The organism is Nocardiopsis sp. N85 (assembly GCF_028882275.1).
Taxonomy (GTDB): domain Bacteria; phylum Actinomycetota; class Actinomycetes; order Streptosporangiales; family Streptosporangiaceae; genus Nocardiopsis; species Nocardiopsis lambiniae.
Genome location: NZ_JARBUT010000006.1, coordinates 43635 through 63066, shown reverse-complemented (window position 1 = coordinate 63066; position 19432 = coordinate 43635). Strand labels below are relative to the sequence as shown.

Sequence of the window (19432 nt, the reverse complement as noted above, 5' to 3'; positions counted from 1 at the left end):
ATGTGCCCCCCACCTGGCGGGTTGCCCACTGACAGCGGCCGGGAACGTCTCGGCCGGGCAGTGGGAAGGACCATCGCTCATGTCCGTCGTCATCGTGGGTGCCACCGGCCACCTGGGCCGTCTCGTCGTCGAGGAACTGCTGGAGCGGGGGACCCCGGCGCGGGAGATCGTCGCCACCGGCCGCGACGCCGAGCGGCTGGCCGCACTGGCCGCCTCGGGGGTGCGCACCGCGCGGATCGACCTCGACGATCCGGCCACCCTCGCGCCCGCGTTCTCCGGCGCCGACACCCTGCTGTTGATCTCCGCCTCCGAGCCGGGCCGACGGGTCGCCCAGCACCGGGCCGCGATCGACGCGGCGGTCGCCGCCGGGGTCGGGCACATCGTCTACACCAGCGCACCCAACGCCACCGAGAGCACCCTGGTCCTGGCCCCCGACCACAAGGCCACCGAGGAGCTGTTGGCGGCCTCGGGGATCACCCGTACGATCCTGCGCGACAACTGGTACCACGAGAACTACGTGCCCCAGTTCGAGCAGGCCCGCGACCACGGGTCGTTCATCGGCAGCGCGGGTGAGGGGCTCGTGCCCAGCGCCGCCCGCCGTGACTTCGCGGCCGCGGCCGCCGTGGTGCTGGCCGACCCGGCCGCGCACGCGGACGCGGTGTACGAGCTGACCGGCGACACCGCCTGGACCTACGCCGAACTGGCCGAGACCCTGTCCGAGGTACTGGGCCGGGAGGTCGTCTACAAGAACCTGTCGACCGAGGAGCACGTCGCCTTCCTGGTCGAGGTCGGCCTGGACGAGGGGACGGCCGGGTTCGTGGCCGCGCTGGACGGGAACATCCGCGACGGCGCGCTCGGTGAGCCGACCGGGGACCTGCGCCGCCTGATCGGGCGCCCCTCCACTCCGCTCGTCGACACCCTGCGCGCCCTGGCCTGACCGGTCCCGCCCGGGTCCCTCGGCCCTCGGCCGAGGAACCCGGGCCGGACGACCGGCCCGGGGTCAGGCGAGGCCCTCCTCGGCCAGGACGCCTTGGGCGATGCGGAAGGCGGAGTTGGCGTCGGGGACACCGCAGTAGATCGCGCTCTGCAACACGACCTCCTCGATCTCCTCCACCGTCAGCCCGTTGCGCAGGGCCGCGCGCACGTGCATCGCCAGCTCCTCGTGGTGGCCGCGGGCGATGAGCGCGGTCAGCGTGATCATCGACCGGCTGCGCCGGTCCAGCCCGGGGCGGGTCCACACGGACCCCCAGGCGTACCGGGTGATGAACTCCTGGAAGTCGGCCGTGAAATCGGTGGTCGCGGCGATCGCCCGGTCCACGTGGGCGTCGCCCAGCACCTGCCGGCGCACCGCCGTGCCCGCGTCGCGGACCCCGTCCAGGGTGAGCGCTCCCGGGGCGCGCAGGTGGGCGCGCAGCAGGTCGGCGACCCGGTCGGGGGCCTCTGCCGGCGCCAGGTGGGCGACCCCCTCCAGGACCTCGTACCGGCCCAGGCGCACCCCCGAGGCGATCTCCGCCAGGAGTCCCGGCGGGGTGGGGACGTCCTCGGCGCCCGCGATCGCCAGCACCGGCGCGGTGATCCCGTCCAACCGGTCGCGCACGTCGAAGTCGGCCAGCGCCTCACAGGCCAGGGCGTAACCCTCGGCGTCGGTGTCCTGGAGGGCGTGCAGCAGGGCCGCGACGGTGGACGGTTCGCGCTCCGGGAACCCGGGGGCGAACCACCGCTTCGCCGACCCCTCGATCATGCTCGGGGTGCCCGAGGCGCGCACGGTCGCGGCGCGCTCGCGCCAGGCGTCGGGTGTGCCGATACGCGCCCCCGTGCACAGCAGTGCGGCCGCGCGCACCGCCTCGGGGGCGTCCAGCAGCAGGTGCAGGCCCACCGCGCCGCCGAGGGAGTCGCCCGCGTAGGAGAAGGAACGATCGGCGTCCCCGCGGGCGGCGGTGACCCCGCGCGCGAACGCGAGCACCCCCCGCGCCAGCTCCGCCATGGTGAACGGGTCCCGGACCAGGGCGCCGTCGTGTCCGGGCGGGTTCCAGCCCACGACGTGGAAGGCGTCGCCGAGCCGTTCCGCAACGGCCGACCACAGCGCCGTCGCCGAGGTGCCCAGGGAGGGACCCACGAGGAGCAGCGGCAGATCCGGGCCACCGGCCAGTTCCACGCCGGTGATGCGGGGGATCGTCATGAGTCGGCCTCCAGGTGTCGGTGGGCGCGGTCGAGGACGCGGTCGATGAGGACGTCGGAGACGCCCAACGGGGTGTCGTCGGCGGGGTCGGTGCCGGTGAACGTCGCGATGGTCCGGGCTTCGGCCGTCAGGTCGGTGCGGGCCGCCGTCGCGGTCGCCGCCATCCGCTCCGTGTTCACGGTCAGTCCCGCCAGCAGTTCGCGGGTCTGGGAACCGGCGACGACGGTGCGGCGGGCCAGCGTGCGCAGGGTCGCCCATTCGGTGTGCCAGGCCCCGTCGGGGCGCTCGTCCACGGCCAGCGCCGCGGCCAGGTGCAGGGTCGACGCGAGCGGGGGAGCGGCGATGGCCGCCCGCCGGACGAGCACCGACAGGACCGGGTTGCGCTTGTGCGGCATGGTCGAGGAGCCGCCGCGTCCGGCGGCGGCGGGCTCGGTCACCTCGGCGATCTCGGGCCGGGACAGGGTGGAGACGTCGGCGGCCGCGCGCCCCCAGACGTCGGTGCAGCCCACCAGGGCGTCGCCCAGGGCGGTGACGGTGCGTCGCGCGGTGTGCCAGGGATCGGCGGGCGCCAGCCCCAGGCGGTCGGAGACCGTGGCGACCAGGGCCGACACCGCCCCGGTCGGGTCGGCGGAGCCTTGGCCGCGGACCAGGTCCACGGCGGCCGACAGGGTGCCCGCCGCGCCGCCGATCTGCACCGGCGTGCGGATCCGTCCCACCGCCTCGGCGGCGTCGAGGGTCCCGCCCAGCCAACCGGCGGCCTTGACCCCGAACGTGGTGGGCACCGCGTGCTGGGTGAGGGTGCGCGCCGCCATGACGGTGTCGCGGTGCGCCCGGACCAGGGCGGCCAGGGACCCGATCTGATGGCGCATGTCGTCGCGCACCCGGTCCAGGGCGTCGCGGGCGCACAGCATCAGCGCCGTGTCCACCACGTCCTGGCTGGTCAGCCCGCGGTGAACCCAGGCGGCCCCGGGGCCGTGGGCGCGTTCGCGCAGAAGCCGCACCAGGGCCGGGACCGGGTTGCCGGTGCCCTCGGCGGCCCCGGCCAGGGCGGCCAGGTCGTCGGGGCCGACCAGGGCGGACAGGTCGGTCCCGGCCGGGGCCGCGTCCGCCCCGGCCAGGGCGTCCAGCCAGGCCTGTTCGACCTCCACCATGGCGGTCAGCCACGTGTGGTCGCCGAACAGGTCGCCGGCGCGTTCGTCCCCGGGCCAGAACAGGTCGGTCAACGGGATTCCTTTCCTGCGGGCGGTCGTCGGTGGAGGGGGTCACGGGCCGATCCGTGACGAGGCGGACGTCTCGGACCACCGGTGGTCGGTCCCGGATCCCCTCTCTTCGGGAGGAGGAGGGGGTCAGGGTCTCCGGTACCCCGACAGGTCCAGGAACACGGTCTCGTCCGCGCCCTGGAGACGGATGTCGAAGGTCAGCCCCCGCGCGTCGCGACGGGCGACGAGGGTGGACCGGCGCTCCTCGGGCAGGGACGACAACAGCGGGTCGGCGGCCAGCGCCGCCGCGTCGTCGGGCAGGTAGGCCCGGGTGAACAACCGGTCCATCAGGCCCCGGGCGAACACGGTGACGGCGAAGAACGCCGCTCCGCCCGGTTCGGTCGGCCCCGGCTCCAGGGTGGAGAACGCGTAGCGGCCGTCGCGGCCGGTGGAGGCCCGACCGAACCCGGTGAAGGTCCACCCGTCGCGGCGCAGCGACCCCGGCTCGCGGGGGACCGTGCCGTCGGGCCGCGCCTGCCAGATCTCCACCAGCGCGTCCTGGAGGCCGGCGCCGGTGCCGTCCAGGACCCGCCCGCCGAACCGCACCGCGCCGACCGAACCCGGGGGCACGAGGTCGCGGTCGCCGTCATAGGGCAGTCCGTAGTGGAAGAACGGTCCGACCGTCTGTCCCGGGGTCGCTCTCACGCCTCGTCTCCTTCGTTCTCCATGAGGGTGCCCCGGGAACCGCCCAGGACGATGTCCCACCGGTATCCGGTCGCCCACTCGTGGGTGGTCAGGTCGTGGTCGTAGGACGCCACGAGCAGTTCCCGGTCGGCCGGATCGGTGATCGATCGCAGGATCGGGTCCAGGGCGAACAACGGGTCGCCCGGGAAGTACATCTGGGTGACCAGCCGCTGCGCGAACTCCGTCCCGAACAGGGAGAAGTGGATGTGGGCCGGGCGCCAGGCGTTGTGGTGGTTGCGCCACGGGTAGGGGCCCGGCTTGATCGTCTGGAACCGGTAGTACCCGTCGTCGTCGGTCAGGCACCGCCCCGCGCCGGTGAAGTTCGGGTCCAGCGGGGCCGGGTGCCGGTCGCGTTTGTGCACGTAGCGGCCGCCGGCGTTGGCCTGCCAGACCTCCACCAGCTGGCGGCGCACCGGGCGGCCCTCGGCGTCGGTGACCCGGCCGGCGATGATCATGCGCTCGCCGATCGGCTCGCCCGCGCCGCCGATGGTCAGGTCCGCCTCCAGCGGGTCCACGTCGCGGTCCCCGAAGCAGGGGGCCTCGCGTTCGATGGTCTCGGGGTCGGTGTGGTGGAGGTCCTTGGTGGGGTGGCGCAGAGCGCTGCTGCGGTACGGGGGGTAGTCGAGGGCGGGCTGGGGGCGGCCCTCGCCGTCGGCGCGGTGGGCGGCCTCGATGGCGGCGATCCGCGCGCTGATCGCCTCCTGGGGCTCCAGGTCGGGAGCCGGAACCGGGGTGCTGTTCATGGCGGGAGCGTACGGCGGGGGCCGGGGGTGGCGCGGGTCTCCTTACCGCTCAGCGGAACATCCGATGGAGATCGGTGGGAGAATGGTCCCCATGGCGGGGAACACCGGAACACCCGGGGCGACCGTGGCGGGCCGGGTGATGGCCGTTCTGGGAGCCTTCGACGAACACCACCGACGGCTGTCGTTGTCGGGCATCGCCCGACGCGCGGACCTGCCGATCCCCACCGTGCACCGGCTCGTCGGCGAACTCGTCCGGCACGGCGCCCTGGCCCGTGAGAGCGGCTCCTACGTGGTGGGGCGGCGCCTGTGGGACATCGGTCTGCTCGCCCCGGTCCAGACGACGTTGCGCGACGCCGCCTCCCCCTTCCTGCACGACGTCTACGCCACCACCCTGGCCACCGTGCACCTGGCCGTGCGCGACGGCGACGAGGTGCTCTACCTGGAGCGGATGGCGGGGCGGGCGTCGGTGCCGGTGGTCAGCAGCGTCGGCTCCACACTGCCGCTGCACTCCACCGGGGTCGGCAAGGTGCTCCTCGCCCACGCCCCCGAGGAGGTGCGCTCGCGCGTGCTGGGGTCGCTGCGGCGCGTCACCCCGTACACGATCACCCAGCCGGGCATCCTGCTGCGGCAGTTGGAGCGGGTCCGCCGCGACGGGTACGCCACCACCGTGGAGGAGATGACCCTGGGGGCCTGTTCGGTGGCCGTGCCGGTGCGGCGGAGGGAGGAGGTCGTCGCGGCGATCGCGGTCGTGGTCCCCACCCTCAAACGCGATCGGGGACGGCTGGTCACGGCCCTCCAGGTCGCCGCGCAGGGCATCTCGCGAAGACTGTGACCCCTGTTCTTCCGCTCAGTGGAAGACCCGGTTCCGTGATCGGCGACCCGCCGGGGTCCAATGGCGGGCATGACCCAGATCACCACCACCGACGTGGCCATCATCGGCGCCGGCCCCGCCGGGATGCTGCTGTCCCACCTGCTCGCCGCCCAGGGCGTCGAGTCCGTCGTCATCGAGGCCCGATCCGAGGCCTACGTCGCCTCCCGCATCCGCGCCGGGGTGCTGGAGCACTCCACCGTCGACCTGCTGCGCTCGGTCGGACTCGCCGACCGGCTCGAAGCCGAGGGCGACGAGCACCGCGGCATCCACCTCCAGTGGCCGGGGGAGCGGCACCACATCGACTTCGTGGACCTCACCGGCCGCAGCGTGTGGGTCTACGGCCAGACCGAACTCCAGAAGGACCTCATCGCCGCCCGCGCCGCCGCCGGGCAGCGGATCCACTACGAGGCCTCCGACGTCACGCCGCACGACCCGCGCACCGCCTCCCCCTCGGTCACCTTCACCGACTCCGACGGGCGCGCCCACCGGGTGCGGGCCCGCGCCGTCGCCGGATGCGACGGCTCCTTCGGCCCCAGCCGCGCCGCGATCCCCGCCGAGGTCGTGAACACGTGGGAGCGGGTGTACCCCTACTCGTGGCTGGGCGTCCTGGCCGACGTGGCGCCCTCCACCGACGAGCTCATCTACGCCTGGCACCCCGACGGGTTCGCCATGCACTCCATGCGGTCGGCCACCGTCAGCCGCCTCTACCTCCAGGTCCCCAACGGCACCTCCGTCGACGAGTGGGGCGATGACCGGATCTGGGAGGCGCTGGCCGACCGGCTCGGGCACGGACAGAACGGCTGGACGCTCACCCCCGGACCCATCACGGACAAGGGCGTCCTGCCGATGCGCTCCCACGTGCGCACGCCGATGCGCGACGGCCGACTCTTCCTGGCCGGGGACGCCGCGCACATCGTTCCGCCCACCGGCGCCAAGGGCCTGAACCTGGCCGTCGCCGACGTGGGCCTGCTCGCCCCCGCCCTGGTCGACCTGGTGCGCCGTGGTGACGAGCGGCTCGCCGACGCCTACTCCGACACGGCGCTGCGCCGTGTCTGGCGGTGCACCCACTTCTCCTGGTGGATGACCACCATGCTGCACACGGGGGAGGACCCCTTCGACGCGCGGTTGCAGTTGTCCCAGCTGCGCTGGGTGACCACCAGCGAGGCGGGCGCCACCGGTCTGGCCGAGAACTACGCGGGTCCGCCCATCGGATTCTGAGGCGGCCCGGCGCCGTTCGCCCGAGGCCGACGGTCGCGCGGGCCGCCCCTGAGAGGGGTCGGTGGTGTCGTGCGGTGTTCGTGTTCGTGTTCGTGTTCGTGTCCGGGCGGGGTCGTGGTCCGGGGTGTCGGTTCCGGGGCGGTGCGGGACGCGCGACCGCTCCCCGCCGAGGGGACCGGATCGGTCCCGCTCGTGGGGGAGCGGTCCGGCCATGGCGCGGCGTCGTGCGGGCCCCTCACGTTCCGTTGTCGGGGAGACGACGGGCCCGGGGAGGCGGCCGGGTCGGTCGCGATGCCGGTCCGGAGCCGCTGACGTGCTCTCGTGCGTGGCCGCCGACGCCGCTCACGGGCGGCGGATCACCGCCCTCGGTGGGACCCGGTTCGAGCGGGCGGTCACCTCGGGGAGGTGGGGCGCGGAGATGTGCTTCAGATCATCGGCCGTTCGTCCACGGACGGCCGCGGGGCACGCGTCAGCTCTGCGGCCCGGGCGCCGGGAGCGCGGTTCCGCTCTCTCCCACCTTCGCGCGCAACTGCTCCAGGGTCCCCTTCAGCAGCCGGGAGATGTGCATCTGGGAGCAGCCGAGACGATCGGCGATCTCGGCCTGGGTGTGGTCACCGAAGAACCGCAGATGGAGGATGGTGCGTTCGCGTTCGTTCAGGTCGTCCAGCGCGGGTTTGAGCGTTTCCCGCTGGATGACGTGCTCGAACCCCTTGTCGACCTCGCCCAGGTGATCCTGGAGCTGCGGTCCCGTGTCGTCGTCGCCTTCGGTCGAATCCGGCATGTCCAGGGACAGGCACCGGTAGGCCTCCGACGCCTGGACGACGTCCCCGGTCTCCCGCTCGGACATGCCCATCTTCTCGGCCAGCTCCGCCAGGGACGGCGTGCGGGCCTGGTGTTGCTGGAACTCTCCGATGATCCGCCGCAGCCTGATCCGGTTCTCCTGGTGTTGTCGGGGTACGCGCACCGCCCAGGTGCGGTCGCGGAAGTGACGTTTGATCTCTCCGGTGACGGTGGGGCGCATGTAGGCGATGAAGGGCTTGCCCCGGCCCGGGTCGAAGCCGCGCACGGCCTTGACCAGGCCGACCATGGCCGTCTGCTTGAGGTCTTCGAGCGGTTCGCCCTTGCCGCTGTAGTCGCGGGCGATCCTGTTCACCAGCGGTTGGTAGAGGGTCACGACGCGCTCGCACAGGTCGTGGGCTCGCGGGTCGTCCTGGTTCAGGTCATGGAGGCGGGTGAGGAGGACTTCGGCGGAGCTCTCGATGGTCGGGGTGTGGTCGGCGGGCCTGCGGGGGTGGGGGATCAGGCCCTTGTCGGCGGCGGTGTGCGTGGATGTGTCTTGAGTGGCAGACGGGAACAAAGGAAACCCCCTGTGCTCGGTCCTGGGTGCTCCTGCCCCTGCCACGGGGGCAGGATGTCGGATGGTGTCGCACCCCATCCACGTGAGGGAACGTCTGATTCCGGTGTGGATGGGATGAACCGGCACCCCCACCATGCCCGTCTCAATGCACTTCATGCCGATGGATCCGCTTTTCCGGTCACGTGGAAGTTTTTCCACTCTTCGATGGGGAGTCGAAATTCATCGCGCTCACACCCTCTGGCCTCGATGGGGAGCGAAAAAACGTCTTCGAGGCGGACCCTGAAAAAAGAGGACCACGAAGATAAAATTTTTGATGACCAAGACGGGCGCTCGGGAGAATTTGAGATGGAATTCACTCGGCATTTGGCGGCTAAACCACTTCTGAACACGTGATTTCAGATGTGGGCGTGCGGCGACGCCGAGCTCCGATCCGAGCATCGGCAAATCCTCGTTTTCGAGGGTCATGTCACAGATACCCACTGTTCAGGGGTAGTATGGGTACCGTGTCCCCATGGTGGAGAAAAATATTTCTCCCGTTTCCCGCATAAATATTCTGTGATCGGTTAGGAGAATGTTGTGAGTGAGCGAACTGAGCCGATCGAAATGTCCGAGAGCCGCAAGGGCGAGGCCGCGATGTCCGAGACCGGAGATACGGTCGAGGAGGGCCTGGGCAAGGCCATCGGAAAACGCAGGATGCGGGACGAGGGTAACGCCGGAAAAGTCGCGCACGCGGGGGAGAGAACGCGCGAATACCTGACTCCGAAGCACAAGAAGTTCTGACCCCGTACAGGGGATAGAGGGTCGCGGGCGCACCGGTGGCCCGATCATGGGGATTTCCGTCACGTCGAGCCGCTGCCGCGGACTTGGTTTTCGGGAGGACATATGACAGGGCACCGGTGCGCCCTTTTCCGAAGGGCATCGCACCGTCGGGCGGCACCCCGGGCGGCGGTGGCGTGCACCCCTCGCGCGACACGATCCCCTTCCGGCCGGGAGCGGCCCTCCGGTGAACGCGGGGCCGCTTCCCCGACCCCCTCGCCGGCGACGACACCGCACGCCGTTCGGAGTGCCGCCGGATCCGCCCCCTGCCGGATCGTCAGGCCTGTGACGTGCGGTCACGTCGCCGTGGCGGTGATGAAAGGGGGTGAACGGCGTGCCCCGAAAGATCGACCTACCGTGGGGCCATGACGAACTACGCGCGCATGTACCGCCTCGGCCTCACCCCCTGGGAGCGCTACGGAGCGGCGGGCGGGGAACGGCTCGGCGCCCTGCTCGACCGTGAGGCCCGTGAGGCCCGTGAGGCCCGTGAGCGGCCGGCCGGCCCCGGGCGGGCCCTGGACCTCGGCTGCGGGCGCGGGCGGTTCACCCCCGAACCGGCCCGGCGCGGCTGGGAGACGGTGGGCGTCGACCTCGTGCCGCAGGCGATCGAGGCGGCGCGACGTAAGGGACCCGCGGGGGTCACCTACGTGGTGGGGGACGTGACCGACCTGGAGTCCGCCGGTCTGGGCGTCTTCGACCTCTTCCTCGACATCGGCTGCTTTCAGGGACTGGATTCGGATCAGCGGGCCGCGGAGGGGCGGGGGGTGACGGCGCTCGCCGCGCCCGGGGCCGTCCTGTTGATGCTCGCCTTCGGGCCCTCCCGGTACCGACGGCTCGTCGAGGGCGTCTCCCAGGCGGAGGTCGAGGCCGCGTTGCCGGGATGGGATCTCCTCGCGGCGGAGGACGCGGAGACCGCCGGCCTGGGATGGCCGATGAACCGGACCTCGCCGAAGTGGTACCGGTTCCGCCGCGCCGCCGGGTGACACGGGCCCGTTCCCGCGTCGACCACCGGGACCTCGGAACCCTCCGGGGCGCGGACCGTGACGAGCCGTACCCGCCGGCGGGCCGGGCGCACGTGTCCGGTGCCCGGGGGCCCGGGAGGCGCCGCTCCCGCCGAGTGACACGGGCCCGACCGCCCGCGCGCCGCCGATGCGAGGACGCGCCGAACGGTCCGGTCTCTCAGGCCACGGTCCGCACACCGTCGACGGCGGCCAGCGGGTCGGCCGCGAGCAGGTGTTCCGGCAGCCCCGTCTCCCGGCGCAGCGCGCGGAGCAGACCGCTGCGGGTCAGATAGCCCGAGGCGCGCGCGGCCTCGGCCAGGCCGTACCCGGCGTGGATGCGGGCGAGCGCCGTGTTCAGCCGCGCGCGGGTGCGCCAGCGGGTGAACGAGAGTCCCGTCTGCTCGACGAAGAGACGCTGGACGTGGCGGACGCTGGCGTGGTGGCGCCGGGCGAGTTCGTCCAGGGTGGCGTCGGACGCGGCGGCCTCGCGCGCCACGGCCCGGGCGACCGGATGTTCGGGCATGGACACGGGGAAGCGCTGTCGGGCCGGTCCCAGGAGCACGGCGTCGAGGGCCTCCCGGAAGGGGACGATCTGCTCCGGGGTGGCGGGGGCCGCGCCGAGGACCGTCATCATGACCCGGGTCACGGCGGGCACGACCCCCAGGCGGTGGACCCGTTCCGGGGGCAGCGTGTTCGGGGAGAGCATCGGCCCCAGGGCCATGCCGCCGTCCCGCAGGCGCATGGCGTGGGGCACGTGCGGGGCGAGCCAGAGGTTGTGCCGTGCGCCGAGGGTGAACTCCCGGCCGTCGACGACCATGTCGGCCCTGCCCGCGACCACGTGGATCAGGTGGGGCGCGTCGTGTTCGTGGGTGTCGTGCCCCAGGAACCGGATCGAGTTCTCGGGCACGATCCGGCGGAGCCGTTCCAGCGTCATCCTCACTCCAGGGAACATGTCGTCTCGGGCGGCCGTCGATGTCACCTGGGGCGCGACCGGCGACGACTCGGGCATTAGCCTAGCCTTACCTTATCTACGGCATCGCCGTTCGTCCGTTCCCCGTCCCTGATCGAGGCCCCCATGCGCTCCCTTCCGTCCGTTCCCGTCCCCCTGGCCTCCGCCGTGGCGGCCGCGGTCCTCGTCCTCTCCGGATGCGGGTCCACCGACGCCGCCACCGACGCCGCCACCGAGGCCGGGGGCGGCGGGGCCGAGGAGACCCGGGTCGTGGACACCGACCAGGGCGAGGTGACCGTTCCCGTCGACCCCCGGCGGGTCGTCGTCCTCAACTACGCCCTGGCGGGCTACCTCTACGACCTGGACGTCCCGGTGGCGGCCACGATCCCCGAGGACGCCGACGGCGAGGGCGTCTTCTCGGAGTTCTGGGCCGAGGAGGCCGAGGAGGACGGGACCGAGTTCCTCCCCTGGAGCACCGACGGCTTCGACATGGAGGCGGTCCTGGGTGCCGAACCCGACCTCATCATCGCGGGAGGCATCGGCTTCCCCCTCGTCCAGGCGGTCGACGCCTACGACCGGCTCGGCGAGATCGCTCCGACGGTGATCGTCAGCGGTTCCCACACCACCTGGCAGGACCAGTTCGGGTTCCTCGCCGAAGAGGTCTTCGACCGGGGCGAGCGCTACGACGCACTGGTGGCCGCCTTCGACGAACGCGTGGAGGAGGTGCGCGAGGCCGTCACCCCGTCCCCGGGTCCCGTCACCTTCCTGGTGATGACCGCCGACCAGACCCCGTACGCGCTCATCGAGGGCACCGGCCTTCCCCGGGTTTTCGAACGCCTCGGGTTCGAGACCGATCCGCTCTTCGCCGAGAACGACGTCGAACCGTACACCGCCGGCGGTGACATGTTCGAGCTCTCCACCGAACAGGTCGGGCAGATGGTGACCGCCCCGACGGTGTTCGTCCTCGGCTTCAACGGCGACACCGTGGACGTCGCCACCCTCGCCGAATCCCCCGTGTACGAGTCCCTGCCCGCGTTCGAGGAGGGCCACGCGTACGACCTGCCCCACTGGGTCCTGCGCGCCGACCACGACGAGGAACTCGCGCTCCTGGACATCGTCGAGGAGCGGTTCTCGTGAGACCGACGGTCCTCCCGCACCGCGCCTCCCACCCGGGGTCCCGAGCGTGCACCGCTCCCTGACCGCCCTCGACCGCGCGGGCGGGCGGGGAGCGCCCGGGACCCCCGGGGCCCGTCCGCCGGCGTCCGGCGGGCGCTCCGTCCGCCGACGCCTCCTGTGGTCGGCCCTGTGCGTCGCCCTCCTCGCCCTGTCCTGCGCGGCGAGCCTGCTGCTGGGGTCCGCCCGCCTGCCGATGTCCACCGTGTGGACCGCGCTCACCTCGCCCGAGCAGGGGATCGACCACCTGACGGTGCTCTCCCTGCGCGTACCGCGCACGATCCTGGGGGTGCTCGTGGGGGCCGCCCTCGGGGCGGCCGGGGCGCTGGCCCAGGCCCTGACCCGCAATCCGTTGGCGGACCCCGGCATCCTCGGCGTGAACGCGGGGGCGGCCCTCGCCATCGCCGTGGGCGTGGCGGCGCTCGGGGTGACGCGTCTCCACCAGTACCTGTGGCTCGGGTTCGCCGGGGCCCTGGGCGCCACCGCCCTGGTGTACCTCATCGCCGCCCGTGGCCCGGGCGGGGCCACGCCCCTGCGCCTGACCCTCGTGGGCGTCGCCCTCGGCGCGGTCTTCACCGGGGCGGCCTCGACCCTGTCCCTGATGGACCCCATGGCCTTCGACCGCATGCGCCACTGGGGCGCCGGCACGCTCGCCGATCGACCGGAGGACACGGCGGCGACCATCGCCCCGTTCGTCCTGGCCGGGCTCGTCGCCGCCCTGGCCCTGGCACGACCGCTCAACGCCCTGGCCCTGGGCGACGAACTCGCCCGCGCAGTGGGGGCGCGCGTCGCGCTGACGCGCGGTTGCGGGGTGGTGGTGATCGCGGTGCTGTGCGGGGCGGCCACGGCGGCGGCCGGCCCCATCGGCTTCGTCGGGCTGATGGTGCCCCACGCGGTCCGCCTGCTCACCGGACCGGACCAACGGTGGATCCTGCCGTTCACCCTGGTCCTGGCGCCCGTGCTGCTCCTGGTCTCCGATGTCATCGGACGCCTGGTCGTGTGGCCGGCCGAACTCCAGGTCGGTGTCATCACCGCCCTGCTGGGGGCACCCGTCCTGATCCTGCTGGTGCGCCGCGCGAAGGCGGGCGCGCCGTGAGCGACACGATCGTCCTGCGCGTCGCGGGCGCGAGCCCGCGCTCGTCCCTGCGCGCGTCGGCCGTCCACGGCCTGCTGCTCCTCCTCCTGCTCGGTTGCCTCCTGGCCGCCCTGTCGATGGGCTCCCGGCCGCTGACGCCCGTCGAGGTGATCGCGGCGCTGGCCCCGGACGCCCACGGCCCGAACCGCCTGGTCGTCGTGGAGTGGCGCGCGCCTCGGGCGGTGGCCGCGGTCCTGTTCGGTGCCTGCCTGGGGCTGAGCGGAGCCCTCTTCCAGTCGCTCACGCGCAACCCGCTGGGCAGCCCGGACGTCATCGGCCTCAACACCGGCGCCCACACCGGGGTCGTGTGCGTGCTCCTGCTGGGCGGCGGCGGACACGCCGCGTCGGCGGGCGGCGCGGTCCTGGGCGGGCTCGGGGCGGCGCTGCTGGTGTACCTGCTGGCGCTGCGCCAGGGGATGCGGGGATTCCGGCTCATCATCGTCGGCATCGCGATCAGCGCCATGCTCACCTCCGTCAACACCTGGTTCTCGGTCAAGGCCGACCTGGACATGGCGCTGCGGGTCGCCGTCTGGGGTGCCGGCACGCTCAACGGCGCGGCCTGGCCGCCGGTGGCCGTCTCCGTGGTGGGGGCGGCCCTGCTCGTCCTGGTCATGCCGGTGCTCGGCCCCCGGATGCGGCAACTGGAGCTGGGGGACGACACCGCGTCCATGTCGGGGGTCCCCGTCGAGCGGACCAAGGTCCTCATGGTGGTGGTCGGTGTCGGCTTCACCTCCGTCGTGACGGCGGTGACCGGGCCGATCTCGTTCGTCGCGCTCGCCGCGCCGCAGATCGCCCGGAGGCTGACCGGCCGGGGCGGCACCGTGGACCCGCTCGGGGCCGCCCTGGTGGGGGCGGTGCTGTTGTCCACCGCCGACCTGGTCGCCCAGCACGCGCTCCCGAACACGGTGCTGCCGGTGGGAGCGGTCACGGTGTGTCTGGGCGGCGCCTACCTGGTGTGGCTCCTCGTGCGCGAGAGCGGCCGGTCCTGACCACCGGCGCCCGAGGGCGGGGAGGACGCCGTCCGGTGGGCGGCGGGTGTCCGGGGGGTCGTGCTCGTGCCACGGGGATCGTTCGGACACAATGCCCTCATGGGTGAAAGCGACGCCACCACGTCCCTGTTCTGGTCCGCGATGGGCGGTCCGCCCGACCTCGTGGAGGGGGTGTCCTACCGGGGTGCCGGGCCGGTGTTGCCCGCACGGCTGCCGGTGCGGGAACTCGCCCGCGCGACCGTTGGTGTCTGCTCGCTGGCGGCCGCCGAACTGTTGTCCGTGCGCACCGGCGACCCCGTGCGGCCGGTGGAGGTGGACGAGGGCGCGGTCGCGACCGCGTTCGTCAGTGAGCGCCACCTGCGGGTGGACGGGCGCCCGATGGTGCCCTTCGCGCCCCTGTCCGGGTTCTGGCGCACCGCGGACGGGTGGGTGCGCACCCACGCCAACTACCCCCACCACCGGGAACGGCTGCTGGCCGCCCTGGGTCTGGCCCAAGGCGCCGACGCCGACGGCCTGGGCCGGGAGCTGGCCGGACGGTCGGCGCGTCAGGTGCAGGAGACGGTGTACGCCGCCGGAGGACTCGCGGTGGCCGTGGCGGACCACCCCGACCCGACCCGGCCGCCGCTCGTGGAGTCCCGCGTCATGGGCGGGATCGGAAAGGACCTCCCCGGGCCGGTCGACCTGCCCGCGTCGGGGGTGCGGGTGCTCGACCTGACCCGGGTCATCGCCGGCCCGGTGGCCACCCGCACGCTCGCCCTGCTGGGCGCGGACGTACTGCGGGTGGACACACCGCGCTCGCCCGAGGACCGGGACACCCACATCGACACCGCGCCCGGCAAGCGCTCCACCCTGCTGGACCTGGACACGACCGAGGACCGGGCGAGGTTCGAGGACCTGCTGGCCACGGCCGACGTCGTGATCACCGGCTACCGCCCCGGAGCCCTGGACCGGTACGGCCTGTCCCCCGAGGACCTGGCCGAACGCCGCCCCGGGCTGATCACGGCCGGGCTGTGCGCCTGGGGCTGGTCGGGCCCCCGGTCCGGCCGGCGCGGGTTCGACAGCCTGGTGCAGGCCGGGGTCGGGATCGCCGCGGTGGAGGCGGGCGAGGACGGGGCGCCCGGCGCGCTGCCCGCCCAGGCACTGGACCACGGGACCGGTTACGCGCGGGCCGCAGCCGTGCTGCGCGCCCTCGCCGACCGGGCCGCCGACGGCCGCGGCCGTGACCTGCGCCTGTCGCTGGCCGGGACGGCCGGTCTGCTGCTGCACGGCATCGAACCGACCTCCGCGCCGGAGGGCGCCCACGACCCGGAACGCTGGCTCACCACGACCGATTCGCCGTACGGGGGACTGCGGTACGCGCGCTCGCCGCTCGGCTACGCCGGCGCCCCGACCGACTGGGCCACCCCGCCCACCCTGTGGGGCGGCGACCGGCCCGTCTGGCGCTGACCGGGGGATCTGTTCTCGCCGGTGCGGTACGCCCGTCCGAGGCGGTTCCGGCCGAGCCGGCGAACACCCGCGCGGGGCCCGTGGAACCCGGCGGACCGGGGCCCGGAAGGCCGTGGACGCACCCGTTCGCCCCGTTCGGGCCGGTCCCGTCGGTGGCGGGGGGTAATCTTCCGATGCCGAACATCGAGGAGTCCCCGTGCCCCCGCTGCACCCCGAGCTTTCCCGTGCCCGCTTCCTGCCCACGCCGCCCGTCCGCAGGGGCACGGCGGGGCTTCTGCGCTGGCTCACCTCGAAGATGCGACCCGGACCCGCCCCCGAGGACATGCGCGTCGAGCACCGCACCGTGCCCGGTCCGGAAGGGGCGCCGCCCGTCGAGGTGTGGATCCACCGGCCGAAGGCGGTGGAGGGGACCGCGCCCGCACTGCTGTGGATGCACGGCGGCGGCCATGTCATGGGCCACCCCGCGCAGGACGAGAGGGGCAACATCGCGTTCGCACGCGACCTGGGCATCACCGTGGTCGCCGTCCGCTACCGGCTGGCCCCCCGGCACCCGGCACCGGCCGGGCTGGAGGACGCCTACGCCGCCCTGAACTGGATCGTCGACAACGCCGCCGACCTGGACGTCGACCCCGGGCGGATCGCGATCGGCGGAGCGAGCGCCGGCGCCGGCCTGGCCGCCGGGCTGGCGCTGATGTGCCGGGACCGGGGCGGTCCCGCACCGGCGTTCCAGCTGCTCGTCTACCCCATGCTCGATGACCGCACCGCTCTGCGCACCGACGTCGACACGTCGGGCATGCGCCTGTGGTCGCCCGCGAGCAACCGGTTCGCCTGGGGTGCCTACCTGGGCCGTCCGGTCGGTTCGGAGGGGATCTCCCCGTACGCGGCGCCGGCGCGGCGCGAGGACCTCACCGGGCTGCCCCCGGCGTGGATCGGGGTCGGCACCAACGACCTGTTCCACGACGAGGACGTCGCCTACGCGCGCCGTCTGGAGGAGGCCGGGGTGCCGTGCGCGCTCACGATCGTTCCGGGGGCCTTCCACGGTTTCGAGGTGCAGTTCGCGGGCACCGAGGTGGTCCGGGCCTTCCGTCGGGAGCAGACGGAGGCGTTGCGCGCCGCGCTGTTCCCCGAGCGCTGAGTCGGGCGCACCGCTCGGCGGTCGTCCCGAGGGCGGTGGCGGCCGGGGCCTTCCGGGGCGGGCGTCGGAGCTGCGGCGGGCCGATGCCCGCGAGCGGGGGGCCCGCCCTGGCGACGGAGACGCGGCGCGGTTCGGCTCCGGAGCGGCGCGGGGTGACGGCGAGCCGTCCGACGGGCGGCACGGGCCCCCGGCGGTGGGTGATGGAACCGGCGGCGCGCGGTGCGTCCACCGCGATGCCCCGGTTCACGGGTGCCTTCGAGGTCGATCGACCACCGACCCCGGTGGCGGTGGCGCTCCGGCAGGGGAACCGGACGGTGGTCGCGCATGACCGGGGTGCGCCCGTCGTGTCCTGCGCGCCGTCCCCTCGGGGCGTGCGGTCCGCGTCCGGATCCGACGGGGTGCGCCGCCCGCCGGGCCGGGGCCACCCGCGTGTGCGCGATGCCTCCTGCGTCCCCGGCCGTCCTGTCCGGGGTTCTCCGCGTGCGCGCCCCCGCCCCCGGGGCACCCGACGGTGTCCCTGCCCGGGTGGTTCCCCGCGTGCGCGCGATGTTCGCCCGTCGACTCCTCGCGGGACCGTCCGACCGTTCCCCGCGCGATCCCCCGGCGACCTCGGCGCACCGCCGCCCCGGACTCCCCCTCCCCGCGCGGGTGCGCGCTCACGAGCGACCGATCCCGAGGTGGGCGGGGGCGCCCTGCGGGGAAGCGCCCACGAGACGGTTCGGCCGGTCCCTCCCGGGGGAGACGGCGGCCGCTCCGCGTGACCCGGTGCCGGGGCGATCTTGACGGGCGCCCGCTCGCACGGTTACGGTCTTCCTGATTGTTCGCTTTGAGAACAATCGTTCGCTATACGAACGAAAGGTCCTTCATGATCGCGCCACTGGACGAGGCGATCGCCGAACTCGTCCACGACGGCGACACGGTCGCCTTGGAGGGGTTCACCCACCTCATCCCGGTCGAGGCAGGACACGAGATCATCCGCCGGGGGCTGCGCGACCTCACCCTGGTCCGGATGACCCCCGACATCGTCTACGACCGGATGATCGGCGCCGGCTGCGCCCGCAAACTCGTCTTCTCCTGGGGCGGCAACCCCGGGGTCGGCTCCCTCCACCGGTTCCGCGACGCCGTCTCCGCCGGCTGGCCCGCCCCCCTGGAGATCGAGGAGCACAGCCACGCCGGGATGGCCAACCGCTACCTCGCGGGAGCCTCCGGTCTGCCCTTCGCGATCCTGCGCGGCTACAGCGGCACCGACCTGGTGACGCACAACCCCCACATCAAGACCGTCACCTGCCCCTTCACCGGGCAGGAGGTGGCCGCCGTCCCCGCCCTCAACCCCGACGTGACGATCATCCACGCCCAGCGCGCCGACCGCGCCGGCAACGTCCAGTTGTGGGGGATCATCGGCATCCAGAAGGAGGCCGCCCTGGCCGCCGACCGGGTCCTGGTCACCGTCGAGGAGATCGTCGACACCCTCGAACCCGTCCCCGGGCAGGTCGTCCTCCCGAGCCGGGTCGTCGACCGCGTCAGCGTCGTCCCCGGCGGCGCCGCCCCCTCCTACGCGCACGGCTACTACGAGCGCGACAACGACGCCTACAAGGCCTGGGACGCCATCGGCCGCGACCGTGACGCCTTCACCCGCTGGCTGGCGGACCTGACCTCCGCCGCCACCGCCACCTCCGGGGAGACCCTGTGACCGCCGCGACCTGGACCTCCGACGAGATCATGACCGTGGCCGCGGCCCGCGCCCTCGGCGACGGCATGTCCTGTTTCGTCGGTATCGGCCTGCCCAGCACCGCCGCCAACCTGGCCCGCCGCACCCACGCCCCCGACCTGTGGATGATCTACGAGTCCGGAACCCTGGGCACGGTCCCCGCCCACCTGCCGCTGTCCATCGGCGACGGGGTGCTGGCCGAGAGCGCCGACGCCGTGGTCTCGGTGCCCGAGGTGTTCAACCTCTGGCTCCAGGCCGGGCGCATCGACGTCGGTTTCCTGGGCGCCGCCCAGATCGACCGGTACGCCAACATCAACACCACCGTCATCGGCGACTACGCCGACCCCAAGGTGCGCCTGCCCGGGGCGGGCGGCGCCCCCGAGATCGCCGCCTCCTGCGTCGAGGTCGTCGTGATCGTCCGCCAGAGCACACGGGCGTTCGTCGACCGGGTCGACTTCGTCACCTCCGTCGGTCACGGCTCCGGCCCCGGCGACCGCGAACGCCTGGGCCTGCGCGGGAAGGGCCCCACCCGGGTGATCACCGACCTGGGCGTCCTGGAACCCGACCCCGACAGCCGCGAACTCGTCCTCACCGGGGTGCACCCCGGAGTGACCGTCGAGCAGGTCCGCGCCGCCACCGGCTGGGAGCTGAAGGTCGCGGCCGACCCGGCGGTCACCCCCGTGCCCACCGACACCGAGCTGGCGGTCCTGCGCTCCCTGACCGGCGCGGCCTGACCCCCCGGCGTCCTCGACGTATGCCCGCGGCGCGG

The 19432-nt window shown here is 73.5% G+C and carries 18 protein-coding genes; 12 read left to right on the top strand and 6 right to left on the bottom strand.

Features of this window, described 5'->3' with window-relative positions:
• The first annotated feature begins 79 nt into the window (after positions 1-79).
• Entirely contained in the window at positions 80-937 is an 858-nt protein-coding gene (locus PWG71_RS10595; RefSeq protein ID WP_274809457.1) for an SDR family oxidoreductase, read from the top strand.
• Between the two features lie 63 nt (positions 938-1000).
• On the opposite strand, the gene pcaDC is transcribed toward PWG71_RS10595, so the two are convergent.
• The 4 genes from pcaDC to pcaH all read right to left on the bottom strand — a co-directional run bounded on the left by pcaDC (position 1001) and on the right by pcaH (position 4865).
• Positions 1001-2179: a bifunctional 3-oxoadipate enol-lactonase/4-carboxymuconolactone decarboxylase PcaDC gene (gene pcaDC / locus PWG71_RS10590; protein WP_274809456.1), complete on the bottom strand. Its 1179-nt coding sequence runs from the start codon at positions 2177-2179 to the stop codon at positions 1001-1003.
• Positions 2176-3402 carry a lyase family protein gene (locus PWG71_RS10585; RefSeq protein WP_274809455.1) on the bottom strand — a complete coding sequence of 409 codons (1227 nt, stop codon included), beginning with the start codon at positions 3400-3402 and terminating at the stop codon, positions 2176-2178. Before PWG71_RS10585 ends, pcaDC begins: the two co-directional genes overlap by 4 nt.
• 123 nt (positions 3403-3525) lie before the next feature.
• Positions 3526-4083 (bottom strand): protocatechuate 3,4-dioxygenase subunit alpha, encoded by a 558-nt coding sequence (gene pcaG / locus PWG71_RS10580; protein WP_274809454.1) that lies wholly within the window; start codon positions 4081-4083, stop codon positions 3526-3528.
• On the bottom strand, positions 4080-4865 hold the full coding sequence (pcaH, locus tag PWG71_RS10575) for a protocatechuate 3,4-dioxygenase subunit beta (protein WP_274809453.1): 786 nt from the start codon (positions 4863-4865) through the stop codon (positions 4080-4082). Before pcaH ends, pcaG begins: the two co-directional genes overlap by 4 nt.
• Before the next feature lie 91 nt (positions 4866-4956).
• Here pcaH and PWG71_RS10570 point away from each other — a divergent pair, with 91 nt between their 5' ends.
• Positions 4957-5697, top strand: coding sequence for an IclR family transcriptional regulator (locus tag PWG71_RS10570; RefSeq protein ID WP_274809452.1), 741 nt, complete (start codon positions 4957-4959; stop codon positions 5695-5697).
• Between the two features lie 69 nt (positions 5698-5766).
• Positions 5767-6954 (top strand): 4-hydroxybenzoate 3-monooxygenase, encoded by a 1188-nt coding sequence (locus PWG71_RS10565; RefSeq protein WP_274809451.1) that lies wholly within the window; start codon positions 5767-5769, stop codon positions 6952-6954.
• A gap of 469 nt (positions 6955-7423) precedes the next feature.
• Here the strand turns inward: PWG71_RS10565 and PWG71_RS10560 are convergent, their stop codons facing one another.
• On the bottom strand, positions 7424-8311 hold the full coding sequence (locus tag PWG71_RS10560) for a SigB/SigF/SigG family RNA polymerase sigma factor (protein WP_274809449.1): 888 nt from the start codon (positions 8309-8311) through the stop codon (positions 7424-7426).
• 576 nt (positions 8312-8887) lie between these two features.
• Here PWG71_RS10560 and PWG71_RS10555 point away from each other — a divergent pair.
• Together PWG71_RS10555 and PWG71_RS10550 are read left to right on the top strand one after the other, a co-directional pair.
• Entirely contained in the window at positions 8888-9091 is a 204-nt protein-coding gene (locus tag PWG71_RS10555) for a hypothetical protein (RefSeq protein ID WP_274809448.1), read from the top strand.
• 401 nt (positions 9092-9492) lie between these two features.
• The gene (locus PWG71_RS10550; RefSeq protein WP_274809446.1) at positions 9493-10110 is read left to right on the top strand and encodes a class I SAM-dependent methyltransferase; all 618 of its coding nucleotides are present in this window, start codon (positions 9493-9495) and stop codon (positions 10108-10110) included.
• Positions 10111-10306: 196 nt separating this feature from the next.
• Here PWG71_RS10550 and PWG71_RS10545 read toward each other — a convergent pair whose 3' ends face one another.
• On the bottom strand, positions 10307-11062 hold the full coding sequence (locus PWG71_RS10545) for a helix-turn-helix transcriptional regulator (RefSeq protein ID WP_274809445.1): 756 nt from the start codon (positions 11060-11062) through the stop codon (positions 10307-10309).
• Positions 11063-11203: 141 nt separating this feature from the next.
• Between PWG71_RS10545 and PWG71_RS10540 the strand changes: the two genes are divergently transcribed.
• The 7 genes from PWG71_RS10540 (at position 11204) to PWG71_RS10510 (ending at position 19397) form a co-directional block, all read left to right on the top strand.
• Positions 11204-12214 carry an ABC transporter substrate-binding protein gene (locus tag PWG71_RS10540; RefSeq protein WP_274809444.1) on the top strand — a complete coding sequence of 337 codons (1011 nt, stop codon included), beginning with the start codon at positions 11204-11206 and terminating at the stop codon, positions 12212-12214.
• A gap of 46 nt (positions 12215-12260) precedes the next feature.
• Positions 12261-13346, top strand: coding sequence for an iron chelate uptake ABC transporter family permease subunit (locus PWG71_RS10535; RefSeq protein WP_274809443.1), 1086 nt, complete (start codon positions 12261-12263; stop codon positions 13344-13346).
• The gene (locus tag PWG71_RS10530) at positions 13343-14374 is read left to right on the top strand and encodes a FecCD family ABC transporter permease (RefSeq protein ID WP_274809442.1); all 1032 of its coding nucleotides are present in this window, start codon (positions 13343-13345) and stop codon (positions 14372-14374) included. Before PWG71_RS10535 ends, PWG71_RS10530 begins: the two co-directional genes overlap by 4 nt.
• Positions 14375-14473: 99 nt before the next feature.
• Positions 14474-15820: a CoA transferase gene (locus PWG71_RS10525; protein WP_274809441.1), complete on the top strand. Its 1347-nt coding sequence runs from the start codon at positions 14474-14476 to the stop codon at positions 15818-15820.
• Positions 15821-16016: 196 nt separating this feature from the next.
• Complete coding sequence (locus PWG71_RS10520; protein ID WP_274809440.1) at positions 16017-16955, top strand: alpha/beta hydrolase; 939 nt, start codon at positions 16017-16019, stop codon at positions 16953-16955.
• An 865-nt stretch (positions 16956-17820) separates the two neighbouring features.
• A complete protein-coding gene (locus PWG71_RS10515; RefSeq protein ID WP_274809439.1) occupies positions 17821-18645 on the top strand; it encodes a CoA transferase subunit A in 825 nt (274 codons plus the stop codon).
• Positions 18642-19397: a CoA-transferase subunit beta gene (locus PWG71_RS10510; RefSeq protein ID WP_274809438.1), complete on the top strand. Its 756-nt coding sequence runs from the start codon at positions 18642-18644 to the stop codon at positions 19395-19397. The genes PWG71_RS10515 and PWG71_RS10510 overlap by 4 nt, the downstream gene beginning before the upstream one ends.
• Positions 19398-19432: the final 35 nt, after the last annotated feature.

What these genes read in the sequence shown, in the direction of transcription:
- PWG71_RS10595 (WP_274809457.1), top strand. Translation starts at nt 80, where the DNA reads ATGTCCGTCGTCATCGTGGGTGCCACCGGCCACCTGGGCCGTCTCGTC.
- pcaDC (WP_274809456.1), bottom strand. Translation starts at nt 2,179, where the DNA reads ATGACGATCCCCCGCATCACCGGCGTGGAACTGGCCGGTGGCCCGGAT.
- pcaH (WP_274809453.1), bottom strand. Translation starts at nt 4,865, where the DNA reads ATGAACAGCACCCCGGTTCCGGCTCCCGACCTGGAGCCCCAGGAGGCG.
- PWG71_RS10570 (WP_274809452.1), top strand. Translation starts at nt 4,957, where the DNA reads ATGGCGGGGAACACCGGAACACCCGGGGCGACCGTGGCGGGCCGGGTG.
- PWG71_RS10565 (WP_274809451.1), top strand. Translation starts at nt 5,767, where the DNA reads ATGACCCAGATCACCACCACCGACGTGGCCATCATCGGCGCCGGCCCC.
- PWG71_RS10550 (WP_274809446.1), top strand. Translation starts at nt 9,493, where the DNA reads ATGACGAACTACGCGCGCATGTACCGCCTCGGCCTCACCCCCTGGGAG.
- PWG71_RS10545 (WP_274809445.1), bottom strand. Translation starts at nt 11,062, where the DNA reads ATGACGCTGGAACGGCTCCGCCGGATCGTGCCCGAGAACTCGATCCGG.
- PWG71_RS10540 (WP_274809444.1), top strand. Translation starts at nt 11,204, where the DNA reads ATGCGCTCCCTTCCGTCCGTTCCCGTCCCCCTGGCCTCCGCCGTGGCG.
- PWG71_RS10525 (WP_274809441.1), top strand. Translation starts at nt 14,474, where the DNA reads ATGGGTGAAAGCGACGCCACCACGTCCCTGTTCTGGTCCGCGATGGGC.
- PWG71_RS10515 (WP_274809439.1), top strand. Translation starts at nt 17,821, where the DNA reads ATGATCGCGCCACTGGACGAGGCGATCGCCGAACTCGTCCACGACGGC.